This window comes from Asanoa sp. WMMD1127, assembly GCF_029626225.1.
Classification (GTDB): Bacteria; Actinomycetota; Actinomycetes; order Mycobacteriales; family Micromonosporaceae; genus Asanoa.
The window spans coordinates 7202393-7224241 of record NZ_JARUBP010000001.1 but is presented as its reverse complement, the minus strand read 5'-3'; the positions used below and the strand labels follow the sequence as shown (position 1 = coordinate 7224241).

The 21849-nt window shown below is 72.4% G+C and carries 16 protein-coding genes and 1 tRNA gene; 10 read left to right on the top strand and 7 right to left on the bottom strand.

Annotation, left to right across the window (positions count from 1 at the left end; all coding sequences use genetic code 11):
* Nucleotides 1–51: 51 nt before the first annotated feature.
* Nucleotides 52–1074: a LacI family DNA-binding transcriptional regulator gene (locus tag O7635_RS34545; RefSeq protein WP_278084690.1), complete on the bottom strand. Its 1023-nt coding sequence runs from the start codon at nucleotides 1072–1074 to the stop codon at nucleotides 52–54.
* A 146-nt stretch (nucleotides 1075–1220) separates the two neighbouring features.
* Between O7635_RS34545 and O7635_RS34540 the strand changes: the two genes are divergently transcribed.
* Genes O7635_RS34540 through O7635_RS34520 form a run of 5 tightly spaced genes read left to right on the top strand, consistent with a single transcriptional unit; the run spans nucleotide 1221 to nucleotide 9698 of the window.
* Nucleotides 1221–2498 (top strand): extracellular solute-binding protein, encoded by a 1278-nt coding sequence (locus O7635_RS34540; RefSeq protein WP_278084689.1) that lies wholly within the window; start codon nucleotides 1221–1223, stop codon nucleotides 2496–2498.
* Nucleotides 2495–3373 (top strand): sugar ABC transporter permease, encoded by an 879-nt coding sequence (locus O7635_RS34535; protein ID WP_278084688.1) that lies wholly within the window; start codon nucleotides 2495–2497, stop codon nucleotides 3371–3373. Before O7635_RS34540 ends, O7635_RS34535 begins: the two co-directional genes overlap by 4 nt.
* On the top strand, nucleotides 3370–4284 hold the full coding sequence (locus O7635_RS34530) for a carbohydrate ABC transporter permease (RefSeq protein ID WP_278084687.1): 915 nt from the start codon (nucleotides 3370–3372) through the stop codon (nucleotides 4282–4284). The genes O7635_RS34535 and O7635_RS34530 overlap by 4 nt, the downstream gene beginning before the upstream one ends.
* Nucleotides 4281–6908 carry a laminin G domain-containing protein gene (locus O7635_RS34525; RefSeq protein ID WP_278084686.1) on the top strand — a complete coding sequence of 876 codons (2628 nt, stop codon included), beginning with the start codon at nucleotides 4281–4283 and terminating at the stop codon, nucleotides 6906–6908. Before O7635_RS34530 ends, O7635_RS34525 begins: the two co-directional genes overlap by 4 nt.
* A gap of 12 nt (nucleotides 6909–6920) precedes the next feature.
* The gene (locus O7635_RS34520; RefSeq protein ID WP_278084685.1) at nucleotides 6921–9698 is read left to right on the top strand and encodes a discoidin domain-containing protein; all 2778 of its coding nucleotides are present in this window, start codon (nucleotides 6921–6923) and stop codon (nucleotides 9696–9698) included.
* Here the strand turns inward: O7635_RS34520 and O7635_RS34515 are convergent.
* A complete protein-coding gene (locus tag O7635_RS34515) occupies nucleotides 9695–10651 on the bottom strand; it encodes an NAD(+)/NADH kinase (RefSeq protein ID WP_278084684.1) in 957 nt (318 codons plus the stop codon). The genes O7635_RS34520 and O7635_RS34515 overlap by 4 nt on opposite strands.
* Before the next feature lie 109 nt (nucleotides 10652–10760).
* On the opposite strand from O7635_RS34515, the gene O7635_RS34510 reads away from it, so the two are divergent.
* The gene (locus O7635_RS34510) at nucleotides 10761–12749 is read left to right on the top strand and encodes a bifunctional diguanylate cyclase/phosphodiesterase (protein WP_278084683.1); all 1989 of its coding nucleotides are present in this window, start codon (nucleotides 10761–10763) and stop codon (nucleotides 12747–12749) included.
* 44 nt (nucleotides 12750–12793) lie between these two features.
* On the opposite strand, the gene O7635_RS34505 is transcribed toward O7635_RS34510, so the two are convergent.
* The 3 genes from O7635_RS34505 to O7635_RS34495 are packed head-to-tail and all read right to left on the bottom strand — an operon-like array spanning nucleotide 12794 to nucleotide 14218.
* Nucleotides 12794–13135 carry a nuclear transport factor 2 family protein gene (locus tag O7635_RS34505; protein ID WP_278084682.1) on the bottom strand — a complete coding sequence of 114 codons (342 nt, stop codon included), beginning with the start codon at nucleotides 13133–13135 and terminating at the stop codon, nucleotides 12794–12796.
* Nucleotides 13095–13583 carry a hypothetical protein gene (locus O7635_RS34500; protein ID WP_278084681.1) on the bottom strand — a complete coding sequence of 163 codons (489 nt, stop codon included), beginning with the start codon at nucleotides 13581–13583 and terminating at the stop codon, nucleotides 13095–13097. The genes O7635_RS34505 and O7635_RS34500 overlap by 41 nt, the downstream gene beginning before the upstream one ends.
* Entirely contained in the window at nucleotides 13580–14218 is a 639-nt protein-coding gene (locus tag O7635_RS34495) for a TetR family transcriptional regulator (RefSeq protein ID WP_278084680.1), read from the bottom strand. The genes O7635_RS34500 and O7635_RS34495 overlap by 4 nt, the downstream gene beginning before the upstream one ends.
* 82 nt (nucleotides 14219–14300) lie before the next feature.
* On the opposite strand from O7635_RS34495, the gene O7635_RS34490 reads away from it, so the two are divergent.
* Nucleotides 14301–15278, top strand: coding sequence for a zinc-binding dehydrogenase (locus O7635_RS34490; protein WP_278084679.1), 978 nt, complete (start codon nucleotides 14301–14303; stop codon nucleotides 15276–15278).
* Here O7635_RS34490 and O7635_RS34485 read toward each other — a convergent pair.
* Both O7635_RS34485 and O7635_RS34480 read right to left on the bottom strand, forming a co-directional pair.
* Nucleotides 15275–18235, bottom strand: a complete 2961-nt coding sequence (locus tag O7635_RS34485) for a glycine--tRNA ligase (RefSeq protein WP_278084678.1) — start codon at nucleotides 18233–18235, stop codon at nucleotides 15275–15277. The genes O7635_RS34490 and O7635_RS34485 overlap by 4 nt on opposite strands.
* 83 nt (nucleotides 18236–18318) lie before the next feature.
* Nucleotides 18319–18394: transfer RNA gene (locus tag O7635_RS34480), tRNA-Leu, on the bottom strand.
* 109 nt (nucleotides 18395–18503) lie between these two features.
* Between O7635_RS34480 and O7635_RS34475 the strand changes: the two genes are divergently transcribed.
* The 3 genes from O7635_RS34475 to O7635_RS34465 all read left to right on the top strand — a co-directional run bounded on the left by O7635_RS34475 (nucleotide 18504) and on the right by O7635_RS34465 (nucleotide 21721).
* Complete coding sequence (locus O7635_RS34475; protein WP_278084677.1) at nucleotides 18504–19145, top strand: response regulator; 642 nt, start codon at nucleotides 18504–18506, stop codon at nucleotides 19143–19145.
* Nucleotides 19146–19151: 6 nt separating this feature from the next.
* The gene (locus tag O7635_RS34470; RefSeq protein ID WP_278084676.1) at nucleotides 19152–20348 is read left to right on the top strand and encodes a hypothetical protein; all 1197 of its coding nucleotides are present in this window, start codon (nucleotides 19152–19154) and stop codon (nucleotides 20346–20348) included.
* A gap of 206 nt (nucleotides 20349–20554) precedes the next feature.
* Nucleotides 20555–21721, top strand: a complete 1167-nt coding sequence (locus tag O7635_RS34465) for a branched-chain amino acid ABC transporter substrate-binding protein (RefSeq protein WP_278084675.1) — start codon at nucleotides 20555–20557, stop codon at nucleotides 21719–21721.
* Nucleotides 21722–21849: the final 128 nt, after the last annotated feature.

Here is a 21849-nt window from a genome sequence, read left to right as displayed (position 1 = left end):
TTCCGGCACAACCGACGAGCGGGATAACGTTATCGGAGAGGGACCGCCGGCTCAGTCGGCCGGTGGGAGCTCGCCGGAGCCTCGGGGGATCAGCTCCACCGGCACCGTGACCGTCTGGACGGGGCGGGACGGGTCGGCCGAGCGGGCCACCAGCAGGTCGATCGCCGTCTGGCCGATCACCGCCGTGTTCTGCGCTACCACGGTCACCCCCGGCCGCAGGATGTCCGCCAGCGGAAAGTCGTCGAACCCGACCAGGGCCAACCGCCCCGCGTCGGCACCCAGACAGCGCAGGGCCTCGATCGTCGTCGCCACGTTGCCCGTGATCAACGCGGTCGCCGGCGACGGCCCGGACAGCACCGCGCCCAACGCCGCCGAGACCCGCTCAGGCGTCACCACCCCCGGATGCACCATCCCCGACAGCGGCCCACCGCTCGCCGCCACGCTGGCCCGGAACGCCGCCGCTCGCTCCCGACCGGTGAAAATCCGCTCGTCGTCCCCGATGTACGCGATCCGGCGGTGCCCGTGGACCGAGAGCTGCCGGTAGGCCATGCCGATCCCGGCCGCATTGTCGGACAGCACGGCATCCGCCGAGACGCCGCCGCACGGGCGGTCGACCGCCACCACCGGCAACCCGGCGGCCACCTCCGCGGCCAGGTAGTCATGGGTCGGCCCGATCGGCTCGATGACGATCCCGTCGACCCGGCGCCGGCACATCGACATGACCGCCTCGCGTTCGCGGGACTCGTCGTCCTCCGTCGACATGGCCAGCAGCGCCAGGCCGCGGGCCCGCGACGCGGTGTCGACCGCGGACAGCACCGGGTGCGCGTCCGCCAGGTTGCGCACCGCCGCGCCGATCGTGCCGCTCGTGCCCCGGCGCAACTGCTGAGCCCGCTCGTCCGGCGCGTAGTCCAGCGCCGTGATCGCCGCCCGGACCCGGCTGACCAGGTGCGCGCCGACCGTCGGGTCGTCGTTGACGACCCGGGACACCGTGCGCAGCGCCACGCCGGCCTCGCGGGCCACGTCCCGCATGGTCGGGCGCTTTCGCCGCACCCCGCCGCCCACCCGATCGGTCATCGCCTGATCCTCCTCTTCGGACGCCCGCTCACCGAGCACCCTTGACACGCGAGTGAAACTTCCTATGCTTCCGGATAACGTTATCCCGAAACGATCATCTTGACTAGCCGCACCTTGACCCGCACCCCCGTCCCCGGGAGGACCCCTTGATACGGAAGCCGCTGGTCGCGGCAGGCGTCGCCGGTCTCCTCGCCCTCACCGCCGCCTGTGGCAGCGGCGACGGCGGAGGGAACGAAAGCGGCGAGACCGCCCTGACCTACCTTGTCTTCGAGACCCCGAGCCTCGACGCGAAGTTCTGGGACGACTCGATCACCGCCGCCACCGCGCAAACGCCCGGCGTGAAGATCAACAAGATCGTCGCGCCGAGCACCGACCGCGACGGCTACGCCAAGCAGCTGCAGCAGTCCGGCCAGTTCCCCGACCTGCTGCAGTCGATCACGCCGTCCAACTTCGTCGGCGCCGGCCTGCTCAAGCCCTACGACAAGACCTGGATCGACGCCAACTTCCTGCTGCCGTCGGCCAACTCGCTCAAGGGCGAGGTCTACATCCCGCCGACCAACTCGCAGATCGTCCCGCAGGTCTACTACAACAGGCAGCTGTTCCAACAAGCGGGCATCACCGCGGCCCCGAAGACCTGGGCCGAGTTCCTCGACGCCTGCGCCAAGCTCAAGGCCAAGGGCATCACGCCGATCGAGCTCGGCGGCGCCGACCCGTTCGCCGCCTCCATGCCGTTGGTCGGCATCATCTCCGCCGACATCCTCGGCAAGAACAAGAACTGGCTCCAGGACCGCTACGCGGACAAGGTCAAGTTCGCTGACGCGGACCTGGTCACGGCGGTCCGGAAATACCGCACCCTCGTCACCGGCGGCTACTTCGACAAGGGCGCCCTGGGCGTCAAGTACGCCGACTCGATAACCCGCTTCACCGGCGGCAAGTCGGCGATGTACCCCATGGGCAGCTGGTTCCTCGGCTCCGTACCTAAGGACACCGCCGACAACTTCGGCTCGTTCCCGTGGCCGACCGACAACGGCGACGTCGTCGTGCCGTTCGTCGGCGGCGGCTCGATGGCGATCTCCGCGAAGGCAAAGGACACCGCGCTCGCCGAGAAGTTCGGCCAGGCCTGGTCGCTCAACCCGGCCAACCTGAAGGCGCTCATCGAGACCGACGGCGCGTTCCCGATGATCAAGGGCAAGACCCTCGACGACTACGGCGTCACGGTCACCCAGGTCTTCAAGGACTCCTACGCGTACGTCGGGCAGGACAACAACAAGGTCAACGCGATCGGCTGGGCGACCAACGACGACGCGCTGCCGCCCGGGCTCAACGACGCCTTCTACGCGACCGCACAGGCCCTGTTCACCAGCGACGACGTGGCCGGTGAGCTCGCGAAGCTCGACGACGCGTGGAAGACCGCCGCGCAGTGAGGAAGCAGTCCGGCGAGCGGGGCCTGGCCCTGCTCGCCGCCCTCGCGGTCGGCCTCTACCTGGTCTTCCTCGTGCTGCCGCTGCTGCTCAGCCTGCGCAGCAGCTTCACCAACGAGAACCCGCTCAAAGCCACCAACGAGTTCGTCGGCCTGGCCAACTACACCGAGATGGCCGGCGACGACCAGCTGCGGGCGAGCCTCACCTTCACGCTGATCCTCGCGCTCGGCGTCACGCTGGCCGCCAACGCGCTCGGCGTCGCCTTCGCGATCCTGCTCAACCGCACGAGCCTGTCCTACCGCGTCATGCGTACGGTCGCGTTCCTGCCCCAGGTGCTCTCGGGTGTGATCGTCGCCTTCGTATGGCAGACCATCCTCACGCAGAACGGTCTGCTCAACACCGCGCTGATGAAGATCGGCATCCTGGACGAGCCGTACCCCTGGCTCGGCAGCCCCAACGCCGCCCTCTTCTCGATCGGCCTGGTCGTCACGTGGGTGATGAGCGGCTTCACCACGGTCGTCTACCTGGCCGCCCTGCAGAGCATCCCGCTCGAGCTGCACGACATGGCCTCGCTCGACGGCGTCCGTGGCACCCAACGCTTCCGCAAGATCACCTGGCCGATGCTCGCGCCCGGCACCACGATCAGCGTGACCATCTCCCTGATCACCGTGCTGAAGCTCTACGACATCATCACCGTGCTCACCGGCGGCGGCCCGGCCAACTCCACCCAGTCGACCGCGCTCTACATCGTCAAGCTGGCGTTCACCAGCGACCGGGTGGGCTACGCCAGCGCCGTCGCGATGCTCCTGCTCGCGCTGTCCGCGGTGGTCGCCCTCACCGTCACGAGCGCCCTGCGCCGCCGGGAGATCTCCCTATGACGACCATCGGGGATACGCGCGACCGCCCGACCGCCGGCGGGAGGACCGCCCTGACACCGCCGCCCGAAACGCCCAGCCCCCGACGCCGCCGCCCGAGCGGGCGCACCCGGGTCCTGGTCGCGGCCGCCGTCACGCTGGTATTCGCCGCGCCGATCTATCTCATGCTGGTCAACGCGTTCAAGCCGCAGGAGCGGATCCTCGGCAACCCGGTCGCGCCGCCCTGGCCGCCGACGCTGGACAACCTGACCGAGGCGCTGAGCCGGCCCGACAACCTGATTCCGCTCGGGCTGCGCAACTCGCTGATCGTCGCGGTCTGCTCGGTCGCCCTGATCGTCCCGCTCGGCTCCGCGTTCAGCTTCTACATCTCCAGGCGCAGCGGGCGGGTCAAGGCCGCGATCCTCGTCGCGCTCTCCGCCGGACTGATGATCCCGCCGCAGGTCACCCTGCTGCCCACAATCAGGATCCTGACCTGGATCGGCCTCGACCACTCGTACCCCGGGCTGATCCTGGCGAACCTGGGCGGCGGCTACCTGAGCTTCGCGGTCTTCGTCTACGTCGGATTCATGCGCTCGGTGCCCGACGAGATCGTCCAGGCGGCCCGGCTCGACGGCGCCAGCGGCCTGCGGATCTGGTGGCAGATCGTCATGCCGCTGGTCCGCCCGGCCACCGCCACCGTGGTCATCTTCCTGACCCTGTGGATCTGGAACGACTTCCTGAACCCGCTGTTCATCCTCGGCCCGCTGCAGGGCCAGACCATCACCACGGGCCTCTACCTGACGATTGGACAGTACTCAGTGGACTACGGCCAGCTCTTCGGCATCATGTTCCTCGCCGGCGCGCTGCCGGTGGTCGGCTATCTCACGGTGCAGAAGCAGTTCGTCGCGGGCCTCACGTCGGGCGCCAGCAAGTGACCGGGGTGCCGCCGCTGGACGACGTCGCGGGGGAGTGGGTCGCCGCCGGCGACCTCGGCCACCTGCCGTCGCTGCGCAACCAGCGCGGCCAGGCCCACGTCAACCACGACCTCACCAGCGTCTCCTGGCTGGCCGCACCGCCGTTCGCCGGCGGCTACCACACCGGCGTGCTGCGGGTCGACGGCGGCGTGCCCGGTGTGCAGCACTACCGGTGGAAGCCGTGGGGCACCCGGCGCAGCTACCGCGATGCCCACGTCGACGTCGTCACGGACACCAGCCTCGGCTACGACGCGGACTGGCTGCTCTGGCGGATCCAGGTGACCAACACCCGCGCCGAGGCGGCCACGGTCGAGCTGACCCAGGACCTGTTCGCGCCGGTCGGCCACTCCGAGACCGGCTGGGGCTGGCTCCACACGGTGCCGTGGAACGCGTCCGGGGAGCACGACTACCACGCGCTCGAGCGGATCCGGGACACCACGCGGCCCGGGGCGCAGGGCGCGCCGTACCTGCTCGGCCCGGGCCCGCGCCGGCTGCGCCTCGGCCGGCCGCGCCCGCCGGGCATCCAGCGCGACGAGGACTCCGCGCCGATGCTGCTGGAGTACGAGCTGCCCCGCCACGTCAGCGCCGACTGGGTCTGGCCGCACACCACCTCCGTCCGGGGCGCCGTCCGCGCGCTGACGGCCGGCACCGGCCTCGCCTTCCCCGGCCCGGTTGTGCTCGACGACGGCGCCGAGGTGCCGCTCGACGCGTTCGAGCTGACGCCGGGGGTCGCGCTGGAGCTGGAGTTCCGGGCCGACGACCCGGGCCACGACGGCGTACTGCTGACCCACGGCAACCACCCTGACTCGCTCCAGCTCGGCATCGCCGGCGGGCGGCTCTGGCTGGCGATCTGCGGCGAGCGCGAGACCGCCGACCGGCCGCTCGAAGCGGGCCGCTGGCACCACATCCGCGTCGAGGTCGACGCCCACCGGGCCGCCCTGGTGCTCGACGGCGCCGAGGTTGCCCGCACCGGCCACTGGACCCGCGCCGTCCGCTGGCGGTCCACCGTGGACGACGGCACGGTCGCCGTCATCGACACCGCCTCGGCCGCCCGGGCCGCGTACGCCTTCGCCGTCCCGCCCGACGAGCTCGTGCCGCACGGCGCCGGCGCCCGCGCGACCTGGCGGCTGGACCTGGCGCCCGGCGCGACCGACACCGTCGGCTTCGCCCTCGCCTGGGGCACCGGGTCCGTCGCCGGGGAGGCCCGCGCCGCCGCCGCGACGCTCGACGCGGAGCTGGCCGCGACCGCCGACGCCTGGCGCCGGCTCTGGGCCCACGCGTTCACCCCCGGCAACCCCGACTTCAGCGGCCACCTGCCCACGCTGCGCACGCCCGACGAGGACCTGGCCCGCGCCTACCACATGGGCGCGCTGCTGGCGGTCTACCTGCGCAACACCCGGGTCGGCCGCACCGGCCCGGTCTTCCTCACCGGCGGACCGCGGCTCGGCGCCACCACCACGTTCTTCTGGGACCACACCGAGTGGAGCCGCCTCTACGCCATGCTGGACCCGTCCGGCCTGCGGGCCTGGCTGCTGGCCGGGCTGGCGAGCCCCTACGACACGGCGTTCGGCTACGACGTGCGCGGCGGCGGCCCGCTCGGCAACTACTACGTCTCCAACGAGTACGCGCTGTTCCGGCTGGTCGAGCACTACGTCGGCAGCACCGGCGACATCGCCTTCCTGTCGGAGCCGGCCGGCGGGCGCACGGTGCTCGACCATCTCGAGCGTCTCGCCTACGGGGTCGCCGGCCGGCGCGGCGACCTCGACGGGCTCGCCGACTTCGGCGCCGACGCGTGGCGGGTGCTGGAGTGCGTGCCCAACTACGTCGACGGGATGGCCTCGTTCAACGCCGCCTATGTCGGCATGCTCCGGTCCTGGGCGGAACTGCTGCGCTACCTCGGTCGTGACTCCGACGCGGACCGGGCCGACGGCGTGGCGGCCACGCTCGCGGACGCCGTGCTGGGCCTCTACGCCGGCGGTGGCCGGTGGCAGATCGCCCACCCCGGCGGTCGCGAGACGATCGGGCACGTCCTCGACTTCGGTCTGGTCGCGGCGGCGATGGCCGGCGACCTGACCCGCGAGCAACGGGCCGAGATGGTCGCGTTCGTGGTCGACAAGCTGCTGGCCGGCCCGTGGATGCGGGCGCTGGCGGCCGACGACCCGATCGCGCCGTTCTCGGACCGGCCCGACCACGGTGCCGGAGGCGCGTTCGGCGCCTGGCCCGGCGTCACCGCGTACGGGCTGGCCCGGCTGGGCCGGCCCGACCTCGCGGCCGGCGTGCTCGGCAGGACCCCGCGGGCCGCCTCGGGCGGCCTGTGGGGACAGGCGATGGAGATCGTCCCCGGCGCCGGGGAGCTGCGTGTCCGCGTCGCCGGCCGCGGCGTCGCCAACCGCGACTCGATCGCCGGGGCGGCCACCGCCGAGGCGGTCGTCGCCGGCCTCTTCGGCGTGGAGCCCGACTTCGCCGCCCTGCGCTCCACCACCCCCCGTCCCGCAACGGTCACCGTCGCCGGCCTCGGCACGCTCGAGAACCTCAACCTGCGCCCCGTCCCGGCGCCGGTGGAGACGGTGGCCCCACCGCACTAGGAAGGAAGCACCGTGAGAACCCGTCCGTCCCGCCGGGTGATCGCCGGAACCGTCGTCGCCGCTGTGGTGGCCGGTGTCGGGCTCGCGACGCCCGCCCCGGCCCAGGCCGCGACACCGACCCCCGACCAGCAGTGGGCGGCGATCCAGTCGCTGCTCGCGAACATCAAGGGCCGCTGGACCGACCAGTCCTATGTGAACTCCGTCGTCAACGGCATGCCCAGCACCGCTCTGCTGGGCAACGGCGACATCGGTGTCACCTCGTCCGGCAGCGCCGGCGTCAAGACGTTCCTCGTCGCCAAGGGCAACTTCTGGCGCGGCAACCCGGGCCCGGCGACCGCGCCCGTCGGCGGGGTCACGCTCGCGGCGGCCAGCGGCTCCACGTCGAGCAACCTGGCCCTCGGCGCCACCGCCACGGCCAGCACTTCGCATCCGTCGTTCCCACAATCCCGGGCCGTCAGCGGCCAGTGGGGCCCCGGCTACGAGGGCTGGGTCTCCGAGGTCGGCAAGCCACAGACGCTCACCCTCGACCTCGGCAGCGCGAAGACTTTCACCCGCTACATCGCCCGGCACGACAGCGCGGCCCGGCCGGCCGAGACCGCCAACAACACAAAGAACTTTCAGGTGCTCACCTCGACCGACAACCAGAACTGGTCGAGCTGGGACACCGTCACCAACAACACGGCCGCGGTCACCGACCGGACGCTCGGGTCGCGTACCGCCCGGTGGGTCCGGTTGGTTTCCACCGAGCCGACGCAGGGCACGACGGCCGACTCGCAGCAGAACCCGCGGGCCCGGATCGGCCAGTTCGAGCTCTACGGCACCGGCGGCGGGCCGGGCGGTGGCTCGGGCGGGACGTTCCTCGAGGAGCAGAACATCCTGCGCGGCGAGGTCGACACCACGATGACCATCGGCGGCCAGCCCGTCGTGCTCAAGACCTGGGTCGCCGCCAACGACAACCTGCTGGTCACCCAGATCCGCTCGACCGGCAGCGCCCCGGTGCGGCTGGAGGCGCGCACCTGGTCCGGGGCCACCAATCCGATGGGCGGCTTCACCCAGACGGCGGGTGCCTCCGGCAACACGACCTGGGCCGCGCGGACCACGCCCGGCGGGTCGCGCTGGGTGTCCCGCGCGGCCCTGGCGAGCCGCCTGATCGGGGCGAGCCCGGTGGCCGCGCCGACCGCGTCGGGCAACACGGCCCGGTTCCAGTTCGACCTGCAGCCGGGCCAGACGCTGCGCCTGCTGACCGCGGTGGCCGGCGGCGGGGCCAACAACGCCGACCCTGCGCCGGGCGCCCGGTCGTTGGCCGACGCCCAGACCGGAACGGCCCTCGACGGCCTCTACAACGGGCACGTCGAGTGGTGGAAGCAGTTCTGGCTCCGTTCCTATGTGGACCTCAACGACGACGTGCTGGAGCGGTTCTACTACGCCGCACAATATTTCCTCGGCTCGGCATCGCGGAACGGCAGGACGGCGCCCGGGCTCTACGGGCTCTGGACCACCAAGGACGACCCCTACTTCTCCGGGGACTACCACCTCAACTACAACTTCGTCGCCAACTTCTACGGCGCGTACTCGTCGAACCGGGCCGACCTGGCCCTGCCGATGATCGACGCGGTGATCTCCTACCTGCCGGAGGCCCGCCGCCGGTCGACGCAGGAGCTGCAGCAGGTCAAGTCCGACTACGTGACGCCGCGGTTCGGGTCCGGTGGGATACCGGGCGGCGTGCTGTTCCCGGTCGGCATCAGCCCGTTCGGCGGCACACCGGACGGCAACTACTGGCAGCAGGTGGGCAACGCGCTGTTCAACGTCGTCGAGTTCATCGCCTACTGGGACTACACCCGCGACCGGACCTACCTGCAGACGAAGGCGTACCCCTTCATGAAGGAGGTCGCCACGTTCTTCAGCCGATGGATGGAGTACGACGCCGCCACCGGCCGCTACACCACGTGGGGCGGGCCGCACGAGGGCACCTGGGCCCGGAACCCGAGCCTCGACGTGGGGATGCTGCGCTACCTGCTGACGTCGCTGCTGGCGGCCAGCAACGAGCTCGGTCTCGACGCCGGGTCACGGCCGTTGTGGCAGCAGATGCTGAACGGGCTGCCGCCGATCGCCACGACGACGCACAACGGGAAGTCGGTCTACGCCCTGGGCGATCCCGGCACGGTCTCCGACGGGCGGGCGATCCGGCCCGGTGACAACACGGTCAACCTCGAGTTCATCCACCCGGGCGAGGGCCTCGGCCTCAACTCGCCGGCCGCCGACCGCCAGCGGGCGATCGACACGCTGGACGCGATGAACTCGTGGGGCCAGGACAACAGCTTCCCGAAGGTGTTCACGCAGGCGGCCCGCGTGGGCTACCCGGCGCAGAGCCTGATCGACAAGCTGAAGGCCCAGATCGCCGCGAAGACGGACCCGAACCTGCGGATCCGCGACGAGTGGCACGGCCTGGAGAAGTCCGGCGCGACCGAGGCCGTCAACAACCTGCTGCTGCAGAGCGACGACGGCATCATCCGGGTGTTTCCGGTCTGGCCGGCGGCCCGGGACGCCAGCTTCGTCAAGCTGCGCGAGAAGGACGCGTTTCTCGTGTCCAGCGCGCTGGCCGGCGGGCGGGTGTCCTATGTCGACATCACCAGCGAGGCCGGCCGGCAGGTGCGGCTGCGCAACCCGTGGCCGGGGCGGCCGGTCGTGGTCACCCGGGTCGGCGGCGGCGCGGTCACGCCGTCGGTCACCGGCGACGTGGTCTCGTTCGCGACCCAGGCGGGCGCGACCTACACGATCACGTCGCCCTAGGACCCCTGGGTAGGGGCGCCCGAGCCGTCCGCCGTGGGCGGCTCGGGCGGCGCATCGATGGCGGCGGCCACGTTGCGGCGCAGCTCCAGCGGGATGAGCTCCAGCAGCTGGTCCGGCCGCAGCGGCAGGTCCAGCAGGCTGAGCCGCACGCGGCTGCGGTTGGCGTAGTCGCGCGGCGACAACCGCACGACCTGCGCGGCGTCGGGCTTGAGGTGCACGGTCAGGTCGGTGCCGGCGGCGACCGGGTGCGCGCCCGTCCCGTCGGCCTCGACGACGAGCGCGCCCTCGGCCTGGAACGAGACCCGGTCGCCGCCGCCGAGCACCACGGGCCGGCTGATGCCGGACATCGGCGCCACCGGCGTCACCACCAGCGCGTTGGACGACGGCGACAGGATCGGCCCGCCCGCCGAGTAGTTGTAGGCCGTCGAGCCGGTGGGCGTGGCGACGATGACGGCGTCGGCCTTGTAGTAGCCGTAGTGCACCTCGTTGACCGTCAGGTCGACCGAGGCGGTGCGGCCCGCCCCGGTCCGGCCGATCACCACGTCGTTGAACGCGCAGGCTCTCGTCTCGCCGGCGTTGACCTCCAGCGCCGCGTGGCTCTCGACGGTGTAGTCGCCGGTGGCCAGCCGGCGCAGCGCCGACGGCAGTCCGCTCGGGGTGACCTCGACCAGGAAACCCAGGTTGCCATGGTTGACCCCGAGGATCGGCACCGGCCGGCCGGTCATCAGGCGCATCGCGCCCAGCATGGTGCCGTCGCCACCGAGCGCCACGACCCCGTCCACCTGCTCGCGGAACGCGGCCTCCGGGACGACGTCGACGCCCGGCGGGACCCGGGTGCGGTCGATCTCGCGGGCCACCACCCGGACCGGCTCGTCGCGGGCGGAGTCGACGATCATGTCGACCGACTCGGCGACCGGCTTCGTCGGGTGGAGCACCAGACCGACGGAGATCATCTTTTCACTGTACGCGCGCCGCGGTCACTTCCGGTGACAGTCGCACCGACCACCGCTCACGGGACATAACGGCTGATAACGCCGCGGCCCGGCGACTACGATCAGCGTGGTGTGGGCACGACGGCGCCCGGCTTTCGTCGCCTTCAACGTGGCGACGTTGGCGGCGGCGCTCGCCGTCCTGCTCACGCATCTGGGCGGCGCGACCGCCAACGCCCGGGACGCCGCCTTCTGGGTCATGGTCGTCCTCGCGGTGCTCGCGGGGCTGACCGCGTTCGCCGCCGACATCGGGCCCGAGCGCGTCAAGGTGACCGTCGCGCCGACCGTCTGCTTCACCTTCGCGATCCTGCTGACCTTCGGGCTCTGGCCGGCCGCCGCCGCGCAGGCCGTCGCCTGTCTCGTGATCGCCTGGCGCCTGGGCCGCACGCCCGCGGCCGCCGTGGTGGCCGCGGCCCGCTACACGCTCGCGTTGGGCGCCGCGTCGGCCGTGCTGTGGCTGGGCAGACCCGACCCGTTCCGCGACGGCGGCGACTCCAGTCTCGCCACCGACGCCTTGGCGGTGGTCGCCGCCGGGGTGGCCTGGCTCGCCGTCTACGGCGTGCTGTTCCTCGGCACCCGGCTGGGCGAAGGGCTGACGTGGCGGCGGGCCCTGGTGGTCGTGCGCGACCAGGTGCTGTTCAACTCCGCGCTGCTCGTGCTGAGCCCGGTGCTGGCCTTCGCGGCCCTGATCAACGTGGCGTTCGTGCCGCTGGCGATCATCCCGCTCTACGCGGTGCAGCGGCTGGCCCGGCTGTCGACCCAGCGGGAGAACATCGCCCGCCAGGACCCGCTGACCGGCCTGGCGAACCGGTCCGGCCTGCGTGGCGCGTACGACCGGCTGATCCTCAGCGGCACCACCGACGACCCGGCGCCCACCCTGCTGGTCCTGGATCTCGACCGGTTCAAGCAGGTCAACGACGCGCTCGGGCACGACATCGGCGACCATCTCCTGATCGCGGTGGCCAAGCGCCTGCCCACCATCGACCCGCACGTCGGGGTGGCGGCCCGGCTGGGCGGCGACGAGTTCGCCATCCTGGCCCGCGCCCGCGACCCGCGCCGCCTGGCCGAAGCGGTGGTGCGCAACCTCAACCAGCCCGTCTATCTCGAGGGCCTGCGGGTCGACGTGACCGCCTCGGTGGGCCTGGCGACCGACGAGGGCGAGGGCTTCGCGACGCTGCTGCGGCACGCCGACGTGGCGATGTACGAGGCCAAACAGCACGGCGACATGATCGCGGCGTACGACGAGCGGGCCGACCGGGCCAGCCCGGCGCAGCTGAGCCTGCTGGCCGACTTCCGCCGCGCGCTGGAGGTCGACGACACCGTCCGCCTCCGGGCGTTCTATCAGCCCCAGGTCTCGCTGCGCACCGGCCGCATCGAGGGGGTCGAGGCGCTGCTGCGCTGGAACCACCCGCAGCTGGGCCCCATCCGGGCCGACGAGATCGTCGCGCTGGCCGAGCACACGCCGGTCATGGTGATGCTGACGAGGGGCATGATCGACCGGGTCACCGCCCAGGTCGCCACCTGGAACGCGCAGGGCGTCACGCTGCGGGCGGCGCTCAACGTCAGCACCCGCGACCTCTACAGCGACGAGCTGATCGACCATCTGGCGCACCGGATCGCGTACCACGAGATCCCGCCGGGCCAGATCCAGATCGAGCTGACCGAGAGCGCGATCCTGGCCGACGTGCGCCGGGCCCAGGCGCCGCTGCGCCGCATCGCGGACCTCGGCGTCACCATCTGCCTCGACGACTTCGGCACGGGATATTCGTCGTTGCAGCACCTGCGCCGCCTGCCGATCAGCGAGATCAAAATCGACAAGTCGTTCATCGCCGGCATGGCCCACAACAGCGACGACGCGGCGATCGTCCGGTCGACCATCGAGCTGGCGAGGTCGCTGCACATCCGCACGGTCGCGGAGGGCGTCGAGGACGACATCACGCACAAGCTCCTGGCCAAGAACCGCTGCGACCTGGTGCAGGGCTGGCACACCGCCCGCCCGATGCCCGGCGAGGAGCTGCCGGCCTGGCTCGACGAGCACAAACGCCAACGCCGCGCCGCTTAGCCCAAGCGCGAAGTAGTCGCGCACAAACGCCAACGCCGCGCCGCTTAGCGCACGGGCGCGAAGTAGTCGCGCAGGTGGTGGATCAGCCCGTCGCGAACCCGGAAGATCTGCACGAGCGACATGGTCGCGCCGGACGCGAAGGCGGTGTCTATCTCCGCGATGAAGACGTCGGGATCCGCGGTGACGTGCAGCGCGAAGCGGGTGCGCTCGGGATCGACCGGGTCGGTCGGCGGGGCCATCCGCCGATAGGCGGCGGCGAGCCCGTCCCGGATGGCCGCGCGCCCACTCATCCTGGGCGGAAAGACGTCGCCCACGCTCGCGAGCGGCGCCTCGTAGACACCGTCCTCAGTGAACAGAGCCGCGACCCGCTCCGGATCCCGACTCATCGCCCCGGCGTGGATGTAACGCTGGAAAATCTCCTGTGGACTCACCCCTCGAACGTATCCGGCCGCGGCGTAGCCAGGGGTGGACGCGGGGTGCGGCGACCAAGGAGGCAAGCGCGAGGACGGTGATGGCGGCCTGGGCGGTTCTGGCCGGCCAGGTCGGGTCGAGGAGGCGGTAGGTGGCGTACCAGTTGGCCGCCGCGTCCGTCGCCAGGACCAGGGTCGCGAGGTGGAGGCCCGCGGTGCGGCGGGTGGCGAGGAGGGCCGCGGCCAGCGGGTCGAGCAGGGTGAGCGACGTGAAATCGAGCGCGAGCGAGGGCGGCGCCCAGGCGTACGGGGGCCAGCCGCCCGTGGCCAGCTGGACGATGTGGACGATGCCGCCGTAGGTCAGGACGAGGGCCAGCGCCGCCACCGTCAGCCGGATCCGGCGCGGGACTCCGTGCCAGGTCATGTCAGGCCGGTCGCGGTGGCCTGGAGCAGGCGGGTCAGGCGCGGCTCGAAGTCGAGGGCCGCGTGCGCCCACCGCGGCTCCTGCTCGTAGAGCTTCGCCAGCGTCGCCGTCGGGTGCGCGAGCTGCCACAGGTTGGCGGTCAGGCCCAGGGCCGCGGTGATCAGGTCGTGCACCTGATCGGTGGTCATCGTGCCGGTGGTGGTCAACGTCGACACGATCCCGTCGTACGCCGCGAACGAGCTCGTCTTGTAGCGGCGCGCCCGGTCGATGTCGACCTCGCCCTCCAGGCTGAGCGGCACGTGGGTGAGCAGGTCGCAGAACAGCGGCTGTGCCGCCAGCGTGCGGGCCACCGCCGCGGCCGTCTCCGCCGGCGTCAGGTCGCGGGCGCCGGCCAGCTCCGCCTCGACGCCCTCCCGCCACCGCGCCCAGCCGCGCTCCGCCAGCTCCAGCAGCAGCTCCTCCTTGCTGGCGAAGTAGCGGCGCACGGCCGACGGGTGCAGGCCGGCCGCCTCCGTGACGGCCGCGAGCGTCACGTGCCGGACCCCGCCGGCCTCGGCGGCCAGGGCGCGGGCCGCGGCCAGCAGGTCCTCGGCGCGCTGCTGCTTCGCCTCCGGTGAGCGGGCCCGACGGTGCATGCCGTCACTCTAACGCAATCCGCTTGCGTTGGGTGGTAGCGTGGGGCCATTAACGCAAGCTGATTGCGTAAAGGGGGAAGTCATGCGTGCCGCAGTGGTCACCCGGTTCGGCGGGCCCGAGGTCTTCGCGCTGAGCGAGCTGCCGGATCCCGAGCCCGGGCCCGGCCAGATCGCCATCGACGTCAGCCACGCCGCCGTCGGGTTGATCGACGTGTTCATCCGCCAGGGCGACTACCGGGACCGGCCCGGGCTGCCGCAGCCGCCCTACGTGCCGGGTCTCGAGGTCGCCGGCACCGTCCGGGCGCTCGGTGCCGGGGTCGACGACGTCCGGGTCGGCGAGCCCGTGGTGACCCTGTCGGGCACCGGTCCCGCGGGCGGCTACGCCGAGGTCGAGGTGGTCGACGCCCGGCTCGCCGTCAGCCTGGCCGGCGCCGGCGTCGACCCCGCGCTCGCCGTCGCCGCCCTGCCCAACGCGACCACGGCCCACCTGGCCCTGACCGAGGTGGCGCACCTGCGGGCGGGGGAGCGGCTGCTGGTGCACGGCGCGCTGGGCGGTCTCGCGTCGGCTTTCCCGGGCGTGGCCCGCACCCTCGGCGCCGGTGCGGTCGTCGGCACCGTCCGCCGGCCGTCTCTGTCGAAGGCCAGGGCCGCCGGCTTCCCCTATGACGACGTCGTGGCGGCCGAGGACGTCGCCGCGCTGGAGACCCGATTCGACATCGTGGTCGACCCCGTCGGCGGCCAGGTCCGGACCGACAGCCTCGAGGTGATGGCGCCGCTGGGGCGGATGCTGCTCGTCGGCAACGCCAGCGGCGACTGGCCGCACACGGTCTCGACCAACGCCCTCTGGTACGCCAACCTGGGCCTGCTCGGCTTCAACGTCGGCGCCTACCTGGCCGCGCGTCCCGAGCGGGGCCGACCGGCGGCCGTCGCCGCCCTGGCCGCGCTCCGGCAGGGCCTGGTGCCGATCCGCACGGAGACGCTGCCGCTGGCCGAGGCCGGCGAGGCCCACCGCCGCCTCGTGGCCGGCGGTGTCGGCGGCCGGATCCTGCTGACGCCCTAAAGCCGCAGGTGGTCCCAGTCGAGGATGCCGGCGCCCAGGTCGCGCACCGTGGCCAGCAGGCCCAGTCGCGCCTGCCGCAGCGCCGGCTCCTCGGCCATCACGTACACCTCGTCGAAGAAGGTGTTGACCGGCTCGGTGACCTTGCCCGCGGCCGCCAGGAACGCGGTCAGGTCGGGGCCGGGCACCGAGACCGTCCGGACGACCTCGTCGAGCCGCTTCTCCGCCGGCTCCACCAGCGCGGCCGGGTCGTAGCCGGCGGGCGTGCCGGCCGGCACGATGCGGCGGGACCGCTGGATCGCCTCCACCAGCGCCCGGAACCGCTCGTCCTTGGCCAGCTCGTCGAGCTGGTGCAGCAGCCGGTCGGCCAGCGCCGGCCGGTCCGCGTGCGGCAGCACCGCCCGGACCCGGTCGACCGGGTGGCCCTCCTCGACCAGCACCTGCTCGAGCCGGCGCGCGAGGAACTCGCCCGCGTCGGCCAGCACCTGTGCGGAGACCTCGACCGGCTGCAGGGCGGCCGCCTCGGCCAGGCCGCGGGTCAGGCTGACCGGCACCAGGCCGGTGCGGTGCACGGCCAGCAGTCCCAGCACCGCCCGGCGCACCGCGAACGGGTCGCTGCTGCCGGTCGGCAGCCCGACCGTGGCGGCCAGGCCGGCGACCAGGTCGAGGCGGTCGGCCAGCGAGAGCACGGCGCCCGGCGCGTGGGCCGGCACCGCGTCGCCGGTGTTGCGCGGCAGCTCGCTCTCCCAGACGGCCTCGGCCACCGCGGCCGGCTCACCGGCGTGCGCGGCGTAGTCCCGGGCCATCACCCCGGCGAGGCTCGTCATCTCGGTGACCAGCTGCGCGCCCAGGTCGAACTTGACCAGCTCGGCCGCCCGGCCCAGGGTGTCGCGCTCGGCCCCGCCGAGCTCGATGTCGGCCGCCAGGGTCCGCGACAGCGTGCTGATCCTGGCCGCCCGGTCGGCCATCGAGCCGAGCTTGTCGGTGAAGGTGAGGCGCTCCAGCCGCGCCCGCATCGCGTCCAGCGGCACCTCGCGGTCGGCGCGGTAGAAGAAGGCCGCGTCCTCGTAGCGGGCCCGCAGCACCGCCTCGTTGCCGGCGCGGACGAGGTCCCCGTCGACGGTGCCGTTGGCCACCGCGACGAAGCAGGGGAGCAGGTCGCCGTCGGCGCCACGGATCGGCAGGTAGCGCTGGTGCTTGCGCATCACCGTGGCCAGCACCGCCTCGGGCAGGCGCAGGTAGCTCTCGTCGAACCGGCCCAGCAGTGCCGTCGGGCACTCGACCAGGTAGCTGATCTGGTCGATCAGCGCCCGCTCGCCGTCGACGTCGACCTGACCGCCGACCTCCGCGGCCAGCCGCTGCGCCGCGGCGACGATCTCCGCCCGGCGCTCGTCGGGGTCGGCCAGGATGCCGTGGGCGCGCAGCGTGTCGAGGTGGATCTCGGCGCTGTTGACGGTGACCACGGGCGCCTCGGCGGTGCGGTGGACCCGCGTCTGCCGGCCCGAGGCGAGCGACGAGACGGCGAACGGCACGACCTCGTCGCCGTGCAGCGCCAGGAGCCAGCGGACCGGCCGCGTGAACGAGAGGCTGGGGTCGTTCCACCGCATGTTCTTGGCGGAGCGCAGCGCGGCGACCACCTTGGCCAGCACGTCGCCCAACACCTCGGCGGCCGTACGCCCGGCCTCGTGCTTGACGACCGTCACGTGCGGGACGCCGTTGACGTCCTGCTGGGCGAGGTCGGCCAGGTCGACGCCCTGGGAGCGGGCGAACCCGCGCACCGCCGGGGTCGGCTCACCGGCGGCGTCGTAGGCGGCGGCCACCTTCGGCCCCCGCACCGTGCGGACGTGGTCCTGCTCGCGGTCGGCGACGCTCTCGACGATCGCCACGATCCGGCGCGGGGTGGCCAGCACCGTGACGTCGCCGTGGGCCAGGCGGGTGCCGCCCAGGCGTTCGGTCAGCTCCCGGCGCACCTGCTCGCGGGCCATGCGGGCCTCGGCCGGCGGCATCTCCTCGGTGCCGATCTCGAAGACGAGCTGCCGGGTGCCCGTGGTGGGCGCCGCGGCCGGGGCGGTCGCGGCCGGCGCCGATCCGGCGACGCCGAGCGGGTGGCCGAGCTCCTCGCGGCGGGCGATCCAGAGCTTGGCGACCTCGCCGGCCAGGCGGCGCATGCGGCCGAACTCGGCGGCCCGGTCCGAAGTGGACACGGCGCCGCGGGCGTCGAGCACGTTGAACGCGTGCGAGCTCTTCAGCACGTAGCTGTGGGCGGGCACCGGCAGGCCGGTGTCGACCATCCGCTGCGCCTCCGCGGCGTACAGGTCGAGCAGCTCGCGGTTGGTCGCCACGTCGGCGTCGTCGAGGTAGTAGCGGGACATCTCGTACTCGGACTGGCCGAACACCTCGCCGTAGCTGACGCCCGGCGCGTACGTGATGTCCTTGAAGTGCCGGACACCCTGGAGCGCCATGATGATCCGCTCCATGCCGTAGGTGATCTCCACCGACGGCGGGTCGAGGTTGACCCCGCCGGCCTGCTGGAAGTAGGTGAACTGGGTGATCTCCAGGCCGTCGAGCCAGACCTCCCAGCCGAGGCCCCAGGCGCCGAGCGCCGGCGAGGCCCAGTTGTCCTCGACGAACCGCACGTCGTGGGCGGCCACGTCGACGCCGAGCGCGGCCAGGCTGCCGAGGTAGAGCTCCTGCGCGTCGCCGGGCTCGGGCTTGAGGATCACCTGGAGCTGCGTGTGGGTCTGGATCCGGTTGGGGTTCTCGCCGTAGCGCGAGTCGTCGGGGCGCACCGACGGCTCGACGTAGACCACCCGCCAGGGCTCCGGCCCGAGCACCCGCAGGAACGTGGCCGGGTTGAGCGTTCCGGCGCCGACCTCGGTGTTCGTCGGCTGGACCGTGAGGCAACCCTGGTCCACCCAGTACGCGGTGAGCCGGGCCAGGGCGTCCTGCATGGTCAGCATCGATGACTCCTTGATGGGGATTTGTCCCGAGTCTACGCAGCGCCCCTCGCGGGGGCGCTGCTCAGTGGGACGCCTGGGGCCGGTGGTGCCCCCGGTCGGATTCGAACCGACACTGTCGGAGGTTTGAGCTCCGTGCCTCTGCCATTGGGCTACGGGGACCGCGGATCTGGGGCACCGCGAGGATGAAGCGCACTCAGCCTACCTACTACGCTAAGGAACGCGACACCGGACAGGCCGGTCGCGGATTGCACACCTGGGGAGAGGCTTCGTGGGCGAGTCGTCGCAGAGTGCCGAGCGTCGGCGCGTGCTCATCGCCGAGGACGAGGCGTTGATCCGGCTCGACCTCTCGGAGATGCTCACCGAAGAGGGTTACGACGTGGTCGGCGAGGCCGCCGACGGCGAGACCGCGGTCAAGCTGGCCGAGGAGCTCAAGCCCGACCTGGTCATTCTCGACATCAAGATGCCGATCATGGATGGGTTGGCCGCCGCCGAGCGGATCGCCGCCGGGCGCATCGCCCCGGTCGTCATCCTCACCGCGTTCAGCCAGCGCGACCTGGTCGAGCGGGCGCGCGCCGCGGGCGCCATGGCCTACCTCGTCAAGCCGTTCCAGAAGAGCGACCTGGTGCCGGCGATCGAGATCGCGCTGTCGCGCTACGCCGAGATGGCCTCGCTCGAGTCCGAGGTCGCGGGGCTCTCCGACCGGCTCGAGACCCGCAAGAGCGTCGAGCGGGCCAAGGGCGCGCTGATGACGACCTACGGCATGACCGAGCCGCAGGCGTTCAAGTGGATCCAGCGCACCGCCATGGACCACCGGATGACCATGCGTGAGGTGGCCGACCGGATCGTCGCGGAAGGCGCCGGCGGCCAGGCGGCCGACAAGCCCGCCGACAAGCCCACCGACAACGGCTAGCCGGCGATGCGCCCGCCGGCCCGGTTCGTCGCGACCGCGCTCGCGGCACTGCTGCTCGTCGTGGCCGCCTGCGAGGCCGAGGCGCCGCCGCCGACCCCGCCGCAGCCGGTCTCTCCACAGTGGAAGCCGGTCACCCTGCCCGTGCCACCCGGTCCCGCCGGTCGCGTCCTGGCCCGCGACATCACCCGGTGCGGGCAGGCGTGGTACGTCGGTGGGGCGGTGCAGTCACCCGACGGCGCGACCCGGCCGGCGCTCTGGTCGACCACCGACCCGGCCGGCCTGACCGGCTGGGCGGCCCGGCCGGTCGACACGGTCGGTGACTACTACGCCATCCGCAGCGTCCTCTACGCCCTCGGCTGCCGCGACGGGCTGGTGGGCGCGATCGGGGCCAAGAGCGGTGGCGCGCACGGCAACCCGCGGGTCCGCACGTTCTGGTCCCGGGCCGACGGCACCCTGGTCGCGGTCCCGTCCACGGACTTCGAGCTCTACGGCGGCGCGCGTCAGGTGAGCGTCAACCGGATCGCGGGCGGCGGGCCGGGCGGCTGGCTGATCGCCGGCAACCGGGCCGGCGGCGCCACGGTGTGGACCTCGCCGGACGCCACGAAGTTCACGATCCACGAGGACCTGCCGCCGCTGGCCAGCTCGCCCGACCTGGCCACCTCGTCGCTGGACACCACCGTTACGGCGGCCGGCTGGCTGGTGGCGGGCGGCGGCCGGCCGGCGGGCCGGATCGACCGTGATCCTTACGTGTGGACGTCGGTCGATGCCCGGTCGTGGACCCGCGTCCCACTTCCTGGGACAGCGGACGACGAGGAGGCGCAGCGGCTGGCGCGTACCGCCGACGGGATCGTCGCCGTAGGACTGGCCGGCACCGCGTTCGGCGCCTGGCACGGCGACGCGAACGGCGGCGGTTGGTCAGCGGTGACGCGGTTCGGCGCCACCGGTTCCGGCGCCGTGGCCGGGGTCGAGACCGTGGCGGTGCTCGACGACCGCCTGGTGGCCGCCACCGTCGGCGCCGACGGGCATCGGCTGTGGACGTCGGACCTGTCCGGTAAGGAGTGGCGCAGCCTGACCACCCCTGTCCAGGTCGGACCGGGCGGCGCCACCGCCGCGGCCGTCGGCGGAGGTGGCGGCACCCTGCTGCTCGCCGTCGACGACGGCACCACCAGCACCATCTGGTCCAGCCGGCTTCCCCCTTCGTGACCTCGGCGGACGACCGTCGACTGTGACACCCACAGGGCCAATTCCGACACCCTAAGTAACGGTTGCGTCAACGCGCCTAGTGAAGGCTTACGTTGGTCGCTGTAGTGGGATAACGTGCCGCCCCAGACCGGGTGAACGGTCCGGTTCGTCGTTGCAACCTCCCGGCCCGCGACGGCGGGCTGATGGATGGAGAAGGGGCTTCAGCCTTGAGGCAGATTTTCGTACGCGCTATCGGCGGTGTCGCGCTCGCGGCGCTCGTCATGGGCGGCGCGGCTGCATGTAAGCAGGACGACGGCGGTTCCGGCAGTACCGACGCGAGCAAGGTGTGCGACCTCAAGATCGGCTTCTTCGGCGCGCTGTCCGGCGCTGACGCTGGTCTGGTGACACCGGGTAAGCAGGCTGCCGACCTGGCCGTGAAGCAGTACAACGCCGAGCACGCCGACTGCAAGGTCTCGATCCAGGCCTACGACTCGCAGGGCAAGCCGGAGCTCGCCGGCGGTCTGGCCACCAGCGCCGTCAACGACACCAAGGTCGTCGGCATGGTCGGCCCCGCGTTCTCCGGTGAGTCGGAGACCGCGGACCCGATCTTCCAGCAGGCCGGCCTCCCGATCATCACCCAGTCCGCCACCCGCCCGAGCCTCGCCGACAACGGCTGGGCGATCTTCCACCGCGGCGTCGGCAACGACTTCTCGCAGGGCCCGGCGGCGGCGGCCTACATCAAGGGCCTGAACGCGCAGAAGGTGTTCGTCGTCGACGACCAGTCGGCGTACGGCGCCGGTCTGGCCGACGAGGTCAAGAAGGCGCTCGGCCCGCTGGTCACCGCCACCGACAAGGCGACGGACAACCAGCAGGACTTCAGCGCCATCGTCACCAAGGTGACCTCCAGCGGCGCGACCGCGCTGTTCTACGGCGGTTACACCGAGGAGGCCAGCCCGTTCCTCAAGCAGCTGCGGGCTGCCGGCTACAAGGGCACCTTCGTCGGCGGTGACGGCATCTACGACGCCAACATGCTGTCCGTGACCGGTAACGCCGACGTCGAGGGTGCGGTCGCGACCTGCCCCTGTGCCCCGGCCACCACCGCCAAGGGCACCTTCGTGCAGGACTTCAAGGCGGAGTACAACGCCGACCCGGGTGTGTACGCCGACGTCGCCTACGACCTCACCAAGATCTTCCTCGAGGCCATCGGCGAGGGTAAGTCCACCCGCGCGGACATCCAGGCGTTCCTGAAGTCCTACAACAAGGCCGGTTCCGCCACGGGCGTCACCTACAAGTGGGACGACAAGGGCGAGCTCGACCCGGCCGAGGTCCGCGTCTGGGCCTACGTCGCCAAGAACGGCGCCTGGGCGCCGGACAAGGAGATCCCGAAGGCCTGATCCATGGTCGAGCCGGCTCGGCGTCCACCCCGCGAGCCGGCTCCTCCATCGGGCACGACGGTCGCGTCAACCCATGCCGGTGCGGCCGGGCACGCCAGCCCGGCCGCATCGGCCTTGACTGAGGGATC